12 protein-coding genes are annotated in these 17,344 nt (G+C 64.8%); 10 read left to right on the top strand and 2 right to left on the bottom strand.

Annotated elements, in window-relative coordinates; all coding sequences use genetic code 11:
- Positions 1-12 precede the first annotated feature (12 nt).
- From AC3G7M_RS18245 to AC3G7M_RS18230, 4 genes are all read left to right on the top strand, one after another.
- On the top strand, positions 13-507 hold the full coding sequence (locus AC3G7M_RS18245) for an RNA pyrophosphohydrolase (protein WP_489213567.1): 495 nt from the start codon (positions 13-15) through the stop codon (positions 505-507).
- Between the two features lie 27 nt (positions 508-534).
- Entirely contained in the window at positions 535-1,200 is a 666-nt protein-coding gene (locus AC3G7M_RS18240; RefSeq protein WP_489213565.1) for a dienelactone hydrolase family protein, read from the top strand.
- A gap of 197 nt (positions 1,201-1,397) precedes the next feature.
- The gene (gene phnF, locus AC3G7M_RS18235) at positions 1,398-2,114 is read left to right on the top strand and encodes a phosphonate metabolism transcriptional regulator PhnF (protein ID WP_489213564.1); all 717 of its coding nucleotides are present in this window, start codon (positions 1,398-1,400) and stop codon (positions 2,112-2,114) included.
- A gap of 74 nt (positions 2,115-2,188) precedes the next feature.
- Positions 2,189-3,496: an NRAMP family divalent metal transporter gene (locus AC3G7M_RS18230; protein WP_489213563.1), complete on the top strand. Its 1,308-nt coding sequence runs from the start codon at positions 2,189-2,191 to the stop codon at positions 3,494-3,496.
- Between the two features lie 135 nt (positions 3,497-3,631).
- Here the strand turns inward: AC3G7M_RS18230 and AC3G7M_RS18225 are convergent, their stop codons facing one another.
- Positions 3,632-4,123 carry a cupin domain-containing protein gene (locus AC3G7M_RS18225; RefSeq protein WP_489213562.1) on the bottom strand — a complete coding sequence of 164 codons (492 nt, stop codon included), beginning with the start codon at positions 4,121-4,123 and terminating at the stop codon, positions 3,632-3,634.
- A gap of 239 nt (positions 4,124-4,362) precedes the next feature.
- Here AC3G7M_RS18225 and AC3G7M_RS18220 point away from each other — a divergent pair, with 239 nt between their 5' ends.
- Positions 4,363-5,442 carry a sulfotransferase gene (locus AC3G7M_RS18220; protein ID WP_489213561.1) on the top strand — a complete coding sequence of 360 codons (1,080 nt, stop codon included), beginning with the start codon at positions 4,363-4,365 and terminating at the stop codon, positions 5,440-5,442.
- Here the strand turns inward: AC3G7M_RS18220 and AC3G7M_RS18215 are convergent.
- Positions 5,439-9,218 carry a hydantoinase B/oxoprolinase family protein gene (locus tag AC3G7M_RS18215; RefSeq protein WP_489213560.1) on the bottom strand — a complete coding sequence of 1,260 codons (3,780 nt, stop codon included), beginning with the start codon at positions 9,216-9,218 and terminating at the stop codon, positions 5,439-5,441. The two genes, AC3G7M_RS18220 and AC3G7M_RS18215, sit on opposite strands and share 4 nt — an antisense overlap.
- Positions 9,219-9,354: 136 nt before the next feature.
- On the opposite strand from AC3G7M_RS18215, the gene cysD reads away from it, so the two are divergent.
- The 5 genes from cysD (at position 9,355) to AC3G7M_RS18190 (ending at position 17,332) form a co-directional block, all read left to right on the top strand.
- On the top strand, positions 9,355-10,485 hold the full coding sequence (cysD, locus tag AC3G7M_RS18210) for a sulfate adenylyltransferase subunit CysD (protein WP_489213559.1): 1,131 nt from the start codon (positions 9,355-9,357) through the stop codon (positions 10,483-10,485).
- Positions 10,485-12,395 carry a sulfate adenylyltransferase subunit CysN gene (gene cysN, locus AC3G7M_RS18205; RefSeq protein WP_489213558.1) on the top strand — a complete coding sequence of 637 codons (1,911 nt, stop codon included), beginning with the start codon at positions 10,485-10,487 and terminating at the stop codon, positions 12,393-12,395. The genes cysD and cysN overlap by 1 nt, the downstream gene beginning before the upstream one ends.
- On the top strand, positions 12,392-13,183 hold the full coding sequence (gene cysQ / locus AC3G7M_RS18200; RefSeq protein WP_489213557.1) for a 3'(2'),5'-bisphosphate nucleotidase CysQ: 792 nt from the start codon (positions 12,392-12,394) through the stop codon (positions 13,181-13,183). The genes cysN and cysQ overlap by 4 nt, the downstream gene beginning before the upstream one ends.
- Before the next feature lie 130 nt (positions 13,184-13,313).
- Positions 13,314-13,784, top strand: a complete 471-nt coding sequence (locus tag AC3G7M_RS18195) for a (2Fe-2S)-binding protein (protein ID WP_489213556.1) — start codon at positions 13,314-13,316, stop codon at positions 13,782-13,784.
- The gene (locus AC3G7M_RS18190) at positions 13,781-17,332 is read left to right on the top strand and encodes a molybdopterin cofactor-binding domain-containing protein (protein WP_489213555.1); all 3,552 of its coding nucleotides are present in this window, start codon (positions 13,781-13,783) and stop codon (positions 17,330-17,332) included. Before AC3G7M_RS18195 ends, AC3G7M_RS18190 begins: the two co-directional genes overlap by 4 nt.
- Positions 17,333-17,344 lie beyond the last annotated feature (12 nt).

Genomic DNA, 17,344 nt, shown 5'->3' with positions numbered 1-17,344 from the left:
CGAGGATCGCCGATGCGTCCCGAAGATCTGCCCTATCGTCCGAATGTCGGCGCGGTCCTGTTCAATCGTGCGGGGCGCATCTTCGTGGCGCGCCGTGCCGATTTCCCGAATGCCGAGGGGCCGCCCGGTGGCTGGCAGCTGCCGCAGGGCGGGATCGACGAGGCGGAAGATCCCCGCGTCGCGATCTTCCGTGAACTGGGCGAGGAAATCGGCACCGATCGTGCCGAAATCCTCGGCGAGCATCCCGACTGGCTGCAATATGACCTGCCCGATCATCTGATCGGCAAGGCGCTCGGCGGCCGCTACCGCGGGCAGCGGCAGCGCTGGTTCGCGCTGCGCTTCACCGGCGAGGACAGCGATATCCGCCTGGACCTCGATCCGCACCCGGAATTCGACGCCTGGCGCTGGGATGATTTGGTCAACCTTCCGTCACTTGCGGTTGGCTTCAAGCGAGATATTTATGCGGTGCTCGCGACATCTTTCGCGCGCTTCGCCACCCCGGCCTGATCCTCTCCCGCAAAGGATAGAACGCTCATGAGCATCGTCACGCTTACCGCGGCCGACGGCCATCAACTCTCTGCCTATAAGACCGGCCCCGCCGACGCCACCATGGGCCTGGTCGTGGTGCAGGAGATTTTTGGCGTCAACAATCACATGCGTTTCGCGAGCGATACGCTGGCAAAGGCCGGTTTCGCGGTCATCACCCCGGCGCTGTTTGACCGTGTCGAACGCAATGTGGAGCTGGGCTACACGGCCGAGACCGTGCAGAAGGGTCTCGACCTCCGCGCCGGCATCTCCGAAGAGCAGGTCATGCTGGATATCGAAGCCGCCGCCGCCGCGCTCGGCGTCGCCGCGATCGGCATCATCGGCTATTGCTGGGGCGGCACCATCGCCTGGTGGGGCGCGACCCGCAGCAAAAGCTTCAAGGCCGCGGTCGGCTGGTATGGCGGCGGCATCGCCGCGACCAGCAGCGCCACCCCGCATTGCCCCGTGCAGCTGCATTTCGGCGCCGAGGATCACGGCATTCCGCTGACCGATGTGGACGCCATCCGCAGCGCCCAGCCGGGCGTCGAGATTTTCGTCTATGATGGCGCCGATCACGGCTTCGGCTGCGAGGAACGTCCGAGCTTCAATCAGGCTGCTTTTGACCTCGCCCAGGCCCGCAGCCTGGACTTCTTCCGCAAGCATCTGGCCGGTTGAAACACTGTGTCCCGTCATGCCCACGCAAGTGGGCATCTTCTTGACTGCCACAGGCCATAACGCGCTGCGAATGGCACTCCGCCGTCAGAAGATACCCGCTTTCGCGGGTATGACGGTGTCGAAGGCGTTGTTTTTGACGCCTGATTGGCTTAGCCCCTGCGTTTAGGCTGCGGATCGGCGGCCAGGCAGGAGCGTCAATGAGACTACCCCGTGTCGTCATGTGGCAGCGGATCGCCGAGATCCTGACGGCTGAGATCAGCGCCGGGCATTTCCCGCCGGGCTCCCGTCTGCCGACGGAGACGGCGCTGGCAGACCGGTTTGGCGTCAATCGCCACACCCTGCGCCAGGCGATCGGTGCCTTGTCGGATGCCGGTCTCGTCAGCGTGCAGCATGGCCGCGGCACCTTCGTGCGGCCAGCGCCGGTCATCGAATATCCGCTGGGCACGCGCACGCGCTTCAGTGAAATCCTGTCCCAGCAGAGCCGCCTGGCCGATGGCGAATTGCTGTCGTCGCGCGAAGGGCCGGCCAGTACCGAGGTCGCGGCGGCGCTGGGCCTGGCACCTGACAGTCCGGTTGTCATCCTCGAAGTCCTGCGCCGGGCGGACGGGCAGCCGGTCAGCCTGAAGACCGCCCATCTCTCGGCCGACCGCTTCCGCGGCATCGACGCCGCGTTTCGCGAGACCAACTCGCTGACGGCCGCTTTGCGCCGCTTCGGCGTAGCGGACTATACACGGCGCAGCACGCGCATCTGGACCCGCCTGCCGAGCCCGGAAGAGGCCGTGCTGCTACACCAGAAAAGTTCCGAGCCGGTTCTGGTCATGGAGACGGTCGATCAGGATACGGACGGTCAGGCCATCGAATTCGGCCTGGCGCGTGCAGCCAGCCAGCGGGTGCAGATTATCGTCACGACGTGACCCGCCGCGTCATGGTGTGAGGCGACCGATCGCGGGATAAGCCAGCCTGACAGTGCAAAGCTTTAGGGGTCACGATGAGCGAGCCTAATCCCGCGGCGCTTGCCCCTGGCGAACTGCCGAAACAGCCTGAACGGCCGAAGCTCTTCGAGATCATGGGGCCAGGGCTCATCACCGGCGCATCCGACGATGACCCAAGCGGCATCGCGACCTATTCCCAGGCCGGGGCGCAGTTTGGCTACAGCCTGGGCTGGACCCTGGTGCTGACCTATCCGCTGATGTGCGCCATCCAGCAGATCAGCGCGGAAATCGGGCGGGTGACGGGCCGGGGCCTCGCCGGCAATCTGCGCCGTCACTACCCCGCTTGGCTGCTCAACGCCGTGGTCTTTCTCTTGGTCGTCGCGAATACCATCAATATCGGCGCTGACCTTGGCGCCATGGCGGCGGCTCTGCGCCTGCTGATCTCGGGTCCGCTGCTGGTCTATGTGGCGGGTTTCGCGTTGCTCTCGGTGGGTATGGAGATCTTCCTCCGCTATTCGCGCTATGTCTCGGTTCTGAAATGGCTGACCCTGTCGCTGTTTGCTTATGTCGCGACGGTATTCGTGGTCGGCGTGCCCTGGGGCACCGTGCTGCTCCATCTCGTCGTGCCGCATATTTCGCTGCGGGCGGACTACCTCACCGTCGTCGTCGCGGTCTTCGGCACCACGATCAGCCCTTACCTGTTCTTCTGGCAGGCGGGGGAGGAGGTCGAGGATATGAATGAGCGGTCGGACAGCAGCTCTCTGCTGGACACGCCGGCCGCAGGCCCGCGCGAAATGCGGCGCATCCGTATTGATACCTATGTCGGCATGGGGATTTCCAACCTCGTCGCGCTCTTCATCGTGTTGACGACGGCCGCGACGCTCAATGCCCATGGCATCACCAATATCCAGACCTCCGCGCAGGCGGCTGAGGCGTTGCGGCCCTTAGCCGGCCGTTTTGCCTTCATCGTCTTTGCACTGGGGATCATCGGCACCGGCCTGCTGACGGTGCCGGTTCTGGCGGGGTCTGCGGCCTATGCGGTGGGGGAGGCGCGGGGCTGGCCCATCGGCCTTGCCCGCCGGCCGCTCAAGGCGCGGGCCTTCTACGGCACCATTGCCGCCGCAACCCTGGTCGGTGCGCTGCTCAACTTCACCTCGCTGGACCCGGTCAAGGCGCTGTTCTGGAGCGCCGTGGTCAATGGCGTGGTTGCCGTGCCGATCATGGTCATGATGGTGCTGATGGCGGCGCGCCGGGATGTGATGGGTAACTTCGTTCTCGGGCCGGTGCTCAAGGCCTTGGGGTGGCTCGCGACCGCCGTCATGGCACTGGCGGCTATCGGCATGTTCGCGACCTGGGGTGCCTAGAGGCTTGCTTCTACGGAACCGTCCATACCGCTTGGAGCAGATCCTGGCCGGATGGAATCATCCGACCAGGTAAAGATGCTCGTAAAAACAATAATCTAGAGTGTTTTCCCTGAGCGTAAGCGAACAGGAAGCGCTCTAAGGCGTTTCGACCTTCGGTCGACCATCGTGCGGACCAAGCGGCCGGTCGGGAGGATTAACCCAGCGTTCAGGGATAGTCGCCTCATAGGTCGCGTTCAACGGATAGCGTATCCGGTTCTCGGTCGTTGGCTCACCGATGACGAGCAGCCGGACTTCAACGGGCGTGTTGTTCAGGAATGTGTGCGAGATTCCCGTTCCGGGCGGGAAACCGACCGCGTCACCGGGCCGCAGGCGAACAAGGTGGCCGTCGATCCAGGCGTCTGGGGTGCCCTCCAGAACATATACGAACTCTTCCAGCGCGCTTTCGGCATGTGGATACGAAGTCCGGCGGCCGGGAGGAAGACGCTCGTGGTGGATTCCGATCCGTCTCAGCCCGAGCTTTCTGCCCAGAGGTGCATTGATCGCGAACAGCTCGTCATTGTCCGGGTAGTGAGCGTCGTCAGGCCCCTCCAACTCCGACCAGTGCCGGATGAAGTCTGGTCGGTCCATGGATGTTCTCCGCCGATAAGGCTCGTCCTGAGCCCCACGCCTGATTATGAAAGTCTATCTCAACAGACATCAGAGACGTATATTGCGGCCTCGCGGTCGTCAAACACCGGGAGGCTAAGCGAGGCTTCGTGTGCCTGCGTCGGCCTTGGGTCGTCGCGCATCCTTCGTCTGGGCCACCCGGTTGCCGCATCTGGTGCGCGGCTACGAACACCTGCCTGCCATCGTCCGCGGCCTCCATCTTGTTGCATTCGTCTGCATCTCGCTCTGCGGACAAACTTTATTTGTTTAATCAGGATCTGATTCGCGGTTTGGTTCGATCGTTGACGCGGTTCAATCCAAGCCGATCAGACCCTGAACCTTTTCACCGTCATGGGCGGATGACCATGAACCATGGTCCGGTTTTCATCTTCGGCACGCATCGGTCAGGCTCGACGATGGTCGAGCGGTTGTTGAATTGCCATCCCGATCTGGTGATCTGGGGTGAACATGGAGGCATGCTTAATCACCTGCTGGCGCTCGATACGGCCATGCAGTGCTATCCCCCTCTGGTCACCCCGATTGCGGAGAGGGGGCTGGACCGGTTTCTGAAAAACAAGACGGCGACTGCCTTCAACCCCTGGCGCACCACCGTCTCCCACCACGCCACGCGCACCATGCTGCGCGACTGGCTGATTGAGACCTTCACGCGCGGCCTGACCCCTGCCCAGCGCTGGGGATTCAAGGAGATTCGCTATGGCGGAGAGACGATCACCCGGTTTTTGATGGATCTGTTTCCCGAAGGTCGGTTTCTGCTTCTTCACCGTGACCTCACAAGCCTCTGCATCTCGAATATCCTGTGTGAGTGGTCACTCAAGCGGCTGCAGGCAATGGGGTCTTTCACGCAGGAGGTGGAGGCGAGGCAGGTCGTGGCAGACTGCGCCTATGCGATCGCGGCCATGGAGGCGCGCCTGGCCGCATCCCGTCGCGCCGCCGGGCCTGCCGCATTAGCCCTCGATATCGCGGACCTTCCTGGTCAGACTGAAACACTATTTGCGTTCCTAGGACTGGTGATGACAGATCAAGTCAAGTGGGCGTGCCGGGATGTCCTGGATACCCGCATAGGCAAGACCAATAAAAACCGCGCGCTGGGCCTGCTTGACCGATCCTTCATCGCGCAATGGGCGCAGACCTATCTGGCTGACGCACAGCGATCAATCGCGGCGCAGGGCCTGAATCCTGGCCGGCTAATGGCCCAGACAGGCCCTGGCCGATATTGCTTTCTGGTCGGCGATCACGACATGCGCGGCAGCGGATTGAGCAGCATGGGCTGGGCTCTTTAAACAACACCGTCAAGTGACACTGTCACGCCGGGCCACAGCACCTGCGCCTCCGCCCGCGTGTAATAGCCGCGTGCGATGTCCCGTTCCACGAGGGAAGCGGGCCGAAGCCGCGGGTCGCCGTAACCGCCACCACCCGGCGTCATCACCTCTACCCGATCCCCGGCCGTCACGCGGATATTCTGATCCTTCGACAGATGCTCCGGCACATAGACCTCGCCATCGCGATGCACGCGCACCACGTTGCGCGCGCCATCCTGGCCGCCGAGTGCGCCGGGAGGGCCGAAGCGGCCATGATCCATCACGAAACTCGCCGTCGCCTCTCCGCGCAGGATTTCGATCTCATAATGCACGCCGAAGCCGCCGCGATGCTGCCCGGCCCCGCCCGAGCCCTCGCGCAGCGCGAAGCGGCGGAACAGGATGGGGAATTTCTGCTCCATCACCTCCACCGGCGCGGTCTTGGAAATGCCGATGGTGGAACAGCCGTTGGTCAGCCCGTCATGCAGCAAATTGCCGCCATAGCCGCCGCCGGAGATTTGATACATCACATAGCCCGCGCCCTGTTTGGGGTCGAAACCGCCGAGCGCGAAATTGCCGGAAGAGCCTGCGGGTGCGGCCGTCACCTTGTCCGGTATGGCCTGCACCAAAGCCAGGAACACCGCCTCCGCGATGCGCTGGGAGACTTCCGCCGCGCAGCCTGAGACGGGGCGCGGATAGCGCGCATCCAGGAACGTGCCTTCGGGACGCGGCACCACCAGGGGTGCGAAAGCGCCGGCATTCAGCGGCACATCGGGAAAGATATGCCGCACAGCCAGATAGACGGAGGAGAGCGTCGTCGCGAAGACCGAATTCATCGGCCCCCGGCAGGGCGGGCTGGATTTCGAGAAATCGAAATGCAGCGTGTCGTCCGCCTTGGTCATGGTCAGCGCGATGCGCAGCGGCTCATTCACGATGCCGTCGGAATCGACGAAAGCTTCGCTCGCATAAACCCCGTCTGGGATCGCGGCGATCTTGGCGCGCATCAGGTCGGCGGCCCGCGTCTTCATTTCGGTAATGACCCCGGTCACCGTGCGCAGCCCGTGCCGCGCGATCAGCTCCGCCAGCCGCCGCTCGCCGATCTTGAGCGCGGAAACCTGGGCCTTGATATCGCCGATGCGTTGGTCGGCGACGCGGATATTGGCATTGATGATGGAGAGGATTTCCTGGTCCATCTCGCCGCGCTTGAAGAGTTTCACGGGCGGCAGGCGCAGCCCTTCCTGCTCCACTTCGGTCGCATGCGCCGAAAAGCCGCCCGGCGTCATGCCGCCGGTATCTGGCCAATGGCCGGTATTCTGCAGCCAGCAGAGCAGTTTTCCGTCATGGAAGAAGGGCATGGCGAAGCGCACATCCATCAGATGCGTGCCGCCGAGATAGGGATCGTTGACGATATAGATATCGCCCGGCTCGGGTGCCGCGACCCGGCCTTCCCGGATCAGGCGGGTGATCTCTCCGGTCGAATACTGCATGACGCCGACAAAAACCGGCAGGCCGAGTTCCCCTTGCGCAATCAAGGCCCCGGTTTCGGCGTCGTAGATGCCGTCGGACCGGTCATCCGCTTCCGCGATCACGGGCGAGAAGGCCGCGCGTGAAAAGGCCAGATCCATTTCGTTGCAGACTTGCTGCAAGCCGGCTTCGATCACGGCCAGCGCCAGCGGGTCGGTGCTGCTCGTCTCGGCATCTGCTGCGGCCGGGCTCGCGGGGGCGATGCGCAGATTGCCGATCCCATCCACCCGGAGCTTCGCACCCGGCTCGACGAAAATGGTGCAGTCCGCCTGTTCCAGCACGGCGGGCCCGGTCAGTTCCGCCCCCAGCGGCAGGGCATCGCGGGCATAGAGCGGACAATCGACCCATGCGCCGCCGGCAAAAACCGGGCGGCTGCCGGTGCGGGCGCTCGCCACATCGGCGACCCGCGCCTTGGGGTTCAGCAAGGCCGCGACAGGAAAAGGCTTCCGCCGCCCGGTGACGGAAGTATTGAGGTTGACCAGCGTCGCGCGGATCTCCGGCATGCGGATCTCGAACCGCGCGAAATAGGCCTCCTCGAACAGGCTTTGCAGCGTCTCGCGGCTGACCGCGGCATCAGGAATATCGACCCGGATGAGATGTGTCTGGCCACGGAACTGCATATCCGCGGAATGACGGATTTCGGTCGCCTCAATCTCTCCCTGCTGGGCGGCATTGATGGCAATGCCGCGGGCGCTCTGCTCGGCGAGCAAACGGTGAACCTCCGTCATCTCTACCGCATCCAGCGGCTGGTTGAGCGTATTGACGAAATCCTGGCGCAGGTCGGCCACCAGACAGCCCAGCGCATTGGTCAGGCCCGGTCGCGCCGGGATGAGCACATCAGGGATGCCGAGGTCGGCCGCAAGGGCCACGGCATGCAGCGGCCCGGCGCCACCGAAGGCGAACAGGGTCAGCGCGCGCGGGTCCCGCCCGCGCGAGAGCGACACCATGCGGATCGCGCCCGCCATATGGACATTGCCCAGCGCGATGACGGCGGCCGCGGCCTCGTCGACGGAGAGGCCAAGCGGCGTCGCCAGCTTCTCCTGGAAGATCGCGCGCACATCCGCGACGCTCACCCGGTCGGCCCCGGCAATGCTCAACTTGGCCGGGTCCAGCCGGCCAAGGATGAGATTGGCATCGGTGATGGTGGGCTCGCGCCCGCCGCGGCCGTAGCAGATGGGGCCGGGGGTCGATCCCGCGCTATGCGGTCCCACCCTCAGCATCCCGGCCGCATCCAGCCAGGCGATGGACCCACCCCCGGCGCCGATGGTGCGGACATCGACCATGGGCACATGAATGGGGAGGCCGTAATCGATCGTCAGTTCCGCCGAAACTTCCGGCAGGCCGCCGCTGATCAGCGCGACGTCGCTCGAGGTGCCGCCCATGTCATAGGTCACGGCATCGCCCACGCCGGATTGCAGCAGAGTGGTCGCCGCCGCAATCACGCCCGAAGCCGGACCCGACATCACGGTCTTGGCGGCGTCGCGCGCGGCAAGGGGGGCGGCAATGGTGCCGCCATTGCCGTTCATCACCAGCAAATCATGCTGGAAGCCTTCCTGCCTTAACCCTTCGGTCAGTCGCTCCAAATAACGATCGAGGACAGGCTGCACGGCGGCATTTACCGACGCCGTCGTGCCGCGCTCATACTCCCGATATTCGGACAGCAGGGCATGGCCCAGCGTAATATAGGCATTGGGCCAGAGATCGGCGGCGATGCGGCCGGCCGCCAGTTCATGGGCCGGATTGGCATAGGCATGCAGGAAATGGATGACGAGGGCTTCGCAGCCCGCGTCGCGCAGCGCGATGACGGCGCGGGTGACGGCCGCCTCATCCAGCGGTGTCAGAATCTCGCCCGCGGCATTCAGGCGCTCCGGCACCTCCAGCCGCAGCTCCCGCGGCACCAGCGGCTCGAAAACGCCGAACAGACCATAGGCATGGGGTCGCGTGCGGCGGCCTACTTCCAGCGTATCGCGGAAACCCTGGGTGGTAATCAGGCCGACGCGCGCCACTTTCCGCTCCAGCACGGCGTTCGTCGTGACGGTGGTGCCATGGATCAGCAGGTCGAGTGCGGCGGGCGTGGTGCCGGCGGCCCGGATGCCCTGCAGCACGCCCTCCGCCTGATTGGCGGTGGTCGACGGGACCTTTGCGAAATGGACTCGGCTGCCGCCCGCATCCTCCTCAAAGAGCAGCACGTCGGTGAAGGTTCCCCCGACATCGATTCCGGCCACCCGTCGCGTCATCGGCCACTCCAGATCGTTTGTATGCGAACGATTAAAAGCCAGCTGAAGGGCGGGAGCAAGGGCTTTGTCTGTCAACGGTCAGCAGTGTCCAATACGCCGTTGTCCCGCTTCTTTAGTTTGGCTAAAGCCGCGCCCCATGCCCGACCTTAGAACCCTCTTTCGCCAAAGCGGCAAACGTCAGCGCGAGATCGCGGAAGCGGTCGGGCGGAGCGAGGGTGCGGTCAGCCAATGGGTCAGCGGCGATCGTGAAATTCCGGCCGAACTGGTGCTGCGGGTGGAGCTTTTCACCGGCATTCCGCGTCACCATCTGCGACCCGATCTGTGGGAGAAGACCATGCCGAACGCCGTCACCGCGGCCACTCTGGCGGCGCCGGACCTGACCCATCTCCAGCGATTGGAAGCCGAGAGCATCCATATCATGCGGGAAGTGGCGGCCGAGGCCGAGCACCCGGTGATGCTCTATTCCGTCGGCAAGGACAGCGCCGTGATGCTGCATCTGGCCATGAAGGCCTTCGCGCCCGGCAAGCCGCCCTTTCCCCTGCTGCACGTCAACACGACCTGGAAGTTCCGGGAAATGATCGCCTTTCGCGACCAGCGCGTGCAGGAACTCGGCCTTGAACTGCATGAATGGATCAACCAGGACGGCGTCGCGCGCGGCATCAACCCCTTCGACCATGGCGGTTCCTATACCGATATCATGAAGACCGAGGCGCTGAAGGCCGCGCTGGATCATTTCGGCTTCGACGTCGCCTTCGGCGGCGCCCGGCGTGACGAGGAGAAAAGCCGTGCCAAGGAGCGCATCTTCTCCTTCCGCGCGCCCGGCCATCGCTGGGACCCCAAAAGCCAGCGCCCCGAACTTTGGAATCTCTACAATACTCGCAAGAACAAGGGGGAGACGATCCGCGTCTTCCCGCTCTCCAATTGGACCGAGCTGGATATCTGGCAGTATATCTACAAGGAAAGCATCCCGATCGTGCCCCTCTACTATTCGGCGCTGCGGCCGGTCGTGGAGTATAACGGCATGACCGTCATGGTCGATGATGATCGCATGCGCATCCCTCCGGGCCAGACGCCCGAGATGAAAAGCATCCGCTTCCGCACCCTTGGCTGCTATCCGCTGACCGGTGCGGTCGAAAGCCGGTCGGATACGCTGCCCGAGATCATTCAGGAAATGCTGCTGACCACGACAAGCGAGCGCCAGGGCCGGGCGATTGACCGCGACAGTGCGGCCAGCATGGAAAAGAAGAAGCAGGAGGGGTATTTCTGATGGATATGCAGAACGACCTCCTCGCGACCGATATCGAGGCCTATCTCCGCCAGCATGAGCATAAAAGCCTGCTGCGCTTCATCACCTGCGGCTCGGTCGATGATGGCAAGTCAACCCTGATCGGCCGGCTTCTCTACGACAGCCGCATGATCTTCGAGGACCAGCTCGAGGCTCTGGAGGCTGATTCCAAAAAGACGGGCACGCAGGGCGCGGGCATCGACTTCGCGCTTCTGGTGGACGGTCTCGCCGCCGAGCGCGAGCAGGGCATCACCATCGACGTCGCCTACCGCTTCTTCGCCACCGACAAGCGCAAGTTCATCGTCGCCGACACGCCCGGCCACGAACAATATACCCGCAACATGGTGACCGGCGCCTCGACAGCCGATCTGGCCGTGATCCTGATCGACGCGCGCCGCGGCGTACTGACGCAGACGCGGCGCCATTCCTACCTCGCCTCGCTGGTCGGCATTCGCAATATCGTGCTCGCCATCAACAAGATGGACCTCGTCAATTACAGCCAGGAGGTCTTCAACCGCATCCTGGGCGACTACATGAGTTTCGCGGCCGGCTTGTCGCTTGAGAATATCGTCGCCATCCCGATGTCGGCCCTGGCCGGGGACAATATCACCGAAAAAAGCGGCAATACGCCCTGGTACAGCGGCCAGCCTTTGCTCGCACATCTGGAAACGGTCGAGACCACAACAGCCGATCGCGGCGGCGCCTTCCGCATGCCCGTGCAATGGGTCAATCGCCCCAACCCCGATTTTCGCGGGTTCTCCGGTCTCATCGCGGCGGGCGCGGTGAAGGCGGGAGACGTGGTGCGCGTCATGCCATCGGGCCGGGAAAGCCGCGTGTCGCGCGTTTTCCTCGACGGCGACATGGCGGTGGCCGTCGCCGGCCAGTCCGTCACGGTCTGTCTGGAAGACGAAATCGACTGCAGCCGTGGTGACGTGCTGACCGGTGTGGACGATCCGATTGAGGTCTCCGACCAGTTTGAAGTCACCATCGTCTGGATGAATGAGACGGCCATGCTGCCCGGGCGCAGCTATCTGCTCAAGCTCGGCGCCCGCACGGTCGTCGCCGCCATCACCACGCTGAAGCACAAGGTCAATGTGAATACGCTGGAGCAGGTGGCGACCAAGCAGCTGGTGATGAACGAAATCGGCCTTTGCAATGTCAGTCTCAGCCAGCCCGTCGCCTTCGACCCTTATGCGAAAAACCGGGAGACGGGCGGCTTTATCCTGATCGACCGCTTCACGAATGAGACGGTCGCCGCCGGCACCATCCATTTCGCCCTCCGCCGCGCCCAGAACATCCACTGGCAGGCGATGGAGATTGATCGCAGTGTGCGGGCCACGCAGAAGGATCAGAAGGCCTTCGTGCTGTGGTTCACGGGCCTTTCGGGCGCCGGCAAGTCCACCATCGCGAACCTGGTGGAAAAACGCCTGTTTGAACTCGGCAAGCATTCCACCCTGTTGGACGGCGACAATGTCCGCCATCGCCTGAACCGGGATCTGGGCTTCACTGACGGCGACCGCGTGGAGAATATCCGCCGTGTCGGCGAAGTGGCGCGGCTGATGACGGATGCCGGGCTGATCGTGCTGGTCTCCTTCATCTCGCCCTTCCGGTCGGAACGGCAGATGGCGCGAGAACTGATGCCTGAGGGTGAGTTCCTGGAGGTTTTCATCGACACGCCGCTCGCCTTGGCTGAGGCGCGTGACCCGAAGGGCCTCTACAAGAAGGCGCGGGCCGGGCAGATCAAGAATTTCACCGGCATTTCCAGCCCCTATGAGGCGCCGGAGAATCCTGAACTGCATATCGACACCACAGAACTGACCTCGGAACAGGCGGCTATCCGCATCATCGACGCGCTGGAAGAGCGCGGCCTGCTGCGGGGCAATGCGGCATGAGCGGGCTTGTGGGGGACACGCTCTCGCTCACGGACCTGCTCGCGTCCCTCCGGCCGGTGGCTGAAGCGGCTGGGCGCGCGGCGCTCGTCTTCTATGGTGACCGTGCCGGCGTGCGGGAGAAGGCCGACGGCAGCCCGGTGACGCTGGCGGATGAGGCGGCGGAAGCCGTCATCCTGCCGGCGCTGCGGGCGCTGACGCCTGATATCCCCGTGGTCTCGGAGGAGGAAGTGGCGCAAGGGCTCGGGCCGTCCCGTGTTGGGGCGCGCTTCTGGCTGGTTGATCCGCTGGACGGCACCCGCGAATTTATCAGCGGCAATGGCGAATTCACCGTCAATATCGCGCTCATCGCGGATGGCCGTCCGGTGCTGGGCATCGTCGTCGCCCCTGCACTGGGCGAGACCTATGCCGGCGCCGAAGGCCGTGCCACGCTGACGGATGCCAGCGGCGAACGCCAAATCGTCTGTCGCCCGGTGCCCGCGGAAGGGCTGACGGTGGTGGGCTCCCGTTCTCATGGTGACGCCGCGGCGATGGAGGCTTTCCTGAAAGGTCGCAAGGTCACGTCCTTCCGGGCTGCGGGCAGCTCCCTGAAACTCTGCCTCATCGCGCGCGGTGAGGCCGATCTCTATCCGCGCCTCGGCACCACCATGGAATGGGATATCGCGGCGGGCCATGCCGTGCTCGTGGCGGCCGGCGGCGGTGTCAGGACGACGGACGGTAAGCCCTTCCTCTATGGCAAGCCGGATTTCCGCAATCCGCATTTCGTCGCCCATGGCGCTGCCGGGGTTTAAGACCACGGAAAGCCGTTGACAGGGAATTGACCCCCGACCCATGATCGTATGCATACAAACGATCAAATGCGGGCAGGGTCATGCGGCGGGGCGGCGGAACAGGATCGCATTGTAGCGAGGATCAGCGCCCTTGCGGCCGCTGACGCTCCAGGTCAATGGCCAGCGCCACGTCCTGACGGTCGCGGATGACACGCCGCTTCTCTTTATTCTGCGCAACGATCTGGGTCTGAACGGTCCCAAATACGGCTGCGGCCTGGGCGAATGCGGGGCCTGCACGGTGCTGGTCGATGGTGTCGCGGCGCGCGCCTGCTGTCTGCCCGTAGGGCTGGTCGAGGGCCGCGCGATCACCACGCTCGAAGGTCTCGGCACCGCCGAAAACCCGCATCCCGTACAGGCCGCCTTCATCGCCGAGGAAGGCGCCCAATGCGGCTATTGCCTGAACGGCATGATCATGACGGTGACGGCCCTGCTGGCGCGCAACCCAAGCCCTGACGATCACACGATCGCTGAGGCGCTGCGCTATAACCTGTGCCGCTGCGGCGCCCATGTCGAAATTCTCCGCGCCGCCAAACGCGCGGCCCAGATGATGGCCGCCCCATGACGGAGAAGCGCAGAACGGCGGACTACCTCGCGGACGCCCGCCAGCTTGTCGTGGTGCGCGACAAGCCGGCTGCCACCGGCCCCGATGATGTCGAGATCTTCGTCATCGTCGCGGCCGACGGCCGCGTCACCGCCTTCAACGGCCATGTCGATCTCGGCACCGGCATCGGCACCGCACTCGGCCAGATCGTGGCGGAGGAGCTGGACGTCGCGTTTCCACGCGTCTCCGTGGTGCTGGGCGATACGGCGCGCACGCCCAATCAGGGCCCGACGATCGCGTCAGAGACCATCCAGATCACCGCCAAGCCGCTTGCCCGTGCGGCCGCCACCGCGCGCGCCGTTTTGCTCGCCCGTGCCGCCGAGCGCCTGGATGTGCCGGCCAGCGACCTGAGCATCACCGATGGCGTCGTGACCCCGCCGGCGCCAGACAATCGCGCGCTCTCCTATGGCGATCTGATTGGCGAGGACCGCATTGTGGTGCGGTTCGACAGGGAAGCCCCGCTCAAGCCTGTCGCGGACTATCGCGTCGTCGGGCAGAAGGCCGCGCGGGTTGATCTGCCGGCCAAGGCCACCGGCGGGCTCGTCTATGTCCATGACGTGCGGGTGCCGGGCATGCTGCACGGCCGCGTTGTGCGGCCACCCTATGCCGGCGTCGATGCCGGGGATTTCGTCGGCACCAGCCTCATCGAGGTTGACAAGGCCTCCATCGCCGATCTGCCCGGCATCGTCGCGGTCGTCGTCATCGGTGATTTCATCGGCATTGTGGCCGAGCGGGAAGAGCAGGCGGCGCGTGCCGCCGAACGTCTCCGCGTCCTCTGGAAACAGACGCCGCATCTGCCGGACCTCACCGATATTCCGACCGCCCTGCGCGCCAATCCCAGCACGCCGCGCGAACTCATTCATCGCGGCGATGTCGAGGCTGCCCGCGCCCAGGCTGCGCAACCGATGGACCGGACCTATGTCTGGCCCTATCACCTGCATGGATCGATTGGGCCGTCATGCTCGGTCGCGGACTGGCGGCCGGATGGGCTGACGCTGTGGTCGGGCACGCAGAATCCGCACATGCTGCGCGCCGATCTCGCTAAGCTCATGGGGCTGCCAGAGGCCCAGATCGACATCATCCGTCTGCAGGCGGCCGGCTGTTACGGCCGCAACTGCGCCGATGACGTCGGCGGCGATGCCGCACTGCTGTCCCGCGCCGTCGGACGGCCGGTGCGCGTGCAACTCACGCGGGAGCAGGAAACGGCGTGGGAGCCGAAGGGTACCGCGCAGCTCATGGAGGTGCGCGGCGGTTTGACGGCCACGGGTGATGTCGCTTCCTATGACTTTTCCACCCGCTACCCCTCCAATGGTGCGCCGCTGCTCGCCTCTCTGCTGACCGGCGTGGTGCCGCCGGTGCCGCTGGTGCTGACCATGGGGGACCGTACCGCGATCCCGCCCTATCAGTATCCCGCGCTGCGTGCGACGGCTCATGACATGGCGCCCATCGTCCGCGCCTCCTGGCTGCGCGGCGTGTCCTCCATGCCGAATTCCTTTGCACATGAAAGCTGGATCGATGAGGCGGCGGCCGCGGCAAAGGCCGATCCGATCGAATACCGCCTGCGTTACCTGGCAGATCCGCGCGCCGTCGATCTGGTCAAGGCCATGGCCGCGCGGGTCGATTGGGTGCCGCATACCGAACCCGGATCGTTGGGCGGCGAGGGCGACATCCTGCGCGGTCGCGGCTTCGCCTATGCGGTCTATGTCCATGGCCAATTCCCGGGCGTGCCGGCGGCATGGTCCGCCTGGGTCGCCGATGTCGAGGTCAATCGCGTGACCGGCGACGTTGCACTGACAAAGGTGACGGTCGGCCAGGATTCCGGGCTGATGATCAACCCGGCCGGGGTGCAGCACCAGATCCACGGCAATGTCATCCAATCCATCAGCCGGGTGATGAAGGAAGAGGTGAGTTTCAACCAGATCGCGGTTGAAACGCGCGAATGGGGTGGCTACCCCATGATCACCTTCCCCGAAATTCCGCCCATCGACGTGCTGATGATGGACAAGCCGGAGGAACCGCCGCTGGGCGTGGGGGAATCAGCCTCCGTCCCCAGCGCCGCCGCCATCGCCAATGCCATCTACGACGCAACCGGCGTCCGCTTTCGGGAGCTGCCCTTTACGCCGGAACGGGTCCGCGCCGGATTGGAAGCGGCTGGTGTCGCACCGCCGCCATTGCAGGCCGCTTTGCCCGCGCTGCCGCCCGCGAAGAAGCGCGGCTTCTGGGCCGGTCTCGGCCTGGGGCTCGCCGGGCTGATCGGTGTTGGCACGCTGGCACTGCCGCTGCGCGCGGCGATCGATCCGATCGCGACCCCGGACCCGACGCTCTATTCGCAAGCGACCATCGCGCGCGGCAAGACGCTAGCGGCTGTGGGCGATTGCGCGGTCTGCCACACGGCGCCGGGCGGCCAGCCCTTGGCCGGCGGTCTCGCGCTCGAAACGCCCTTCGGCACGGTCTATAGCGTCAACCTGACGCCAGACGTGAAGACGGGCATCGGCGCCTGGTCCTTCGAGGCCTTCCGCCGCGCCATGCGGGACGGCATCGGGCGGGACGGGCGGCATCTCTACCCGGTCTTTCCCTATGATCACTTCACCAAGACGACGGACGACGATCTGGAAGCGATCTACGCCTATCTGATGGCGCAGCCGCCGGTGGTCGCAAAAGCGCCCGCGAACAGACTGTCATTCCCGATGAATATCCGGCCGCTGATGGCGGCTTGGAACGCGCTTTATCTCAAGCCCGGCGCCTACCAGCCTGACCCCGCGCGCTCCGCGGATTGGAACCGCGGCGCTTATCTGGTCGAGGGCCTGGGCCATTGCAGCAGCTGCCATACGCCGCGCAACGCTTTGGGGGCTGAGATTGCAAGCCGGCGTTACGCCGGTGGAGAGGCAGAAGGGTGGGAGGCACCGGCGCTGTCCACCCTGTCGCGCGCGCCCATCCCCTGGAGCGAAGCTGAGCTGTTCACCTATCTCCGCACTGGCTTCTCGCCCCTGCACGGGCCGGCGGCCGGACCCATGGCGCCGGTCATCCATGAATTGCAGGCGCTGCCCGATGCCGACCTGCGTGCCATGGCGCATTATCTGGCAAGCGATCTACCCCCGGTCTCGGCTGAAGCGGAGAAGACAGCGATGGAGGCGGCGGACGCGCGCAATGCGGGTGCCATGCTGGCCTCCGCCGGCCCCGGCGGGCGCATCTTCCAGGGCGCCTGCGCCGTCTGCCACGCGCCATCCGCGCCGCCGCTCTTCGGCGTGAAGCCGAACCTTGCCTTCAACAGCAATCTGCACAGTGACCGGCCGGACAATCTGATTCGCATCATCCTGGGCGGCGTGCCGCAGCCGGCGGTGGCGAGTACGGGACCGATGCCGGCCTTTGGCCCGGTTCTGTCGGACAGCCAGATCGCCGATCTGGTGCAGTTTCTGCGCCGCCAATATGCGCCCGGCCAGCCGGCATGGCCTGATCTTGACCAGACAATTTCGAAACTGCGTGCCAGCACTGCCCATGCCGGCCCGTGAGTAGGAATGAAC

The organism is Acidisoma sibiricum (genome assembly GCF_057837225.1).
This window is presented reverse-complemented; position numbering and strand designations above follow the sequence as displayed.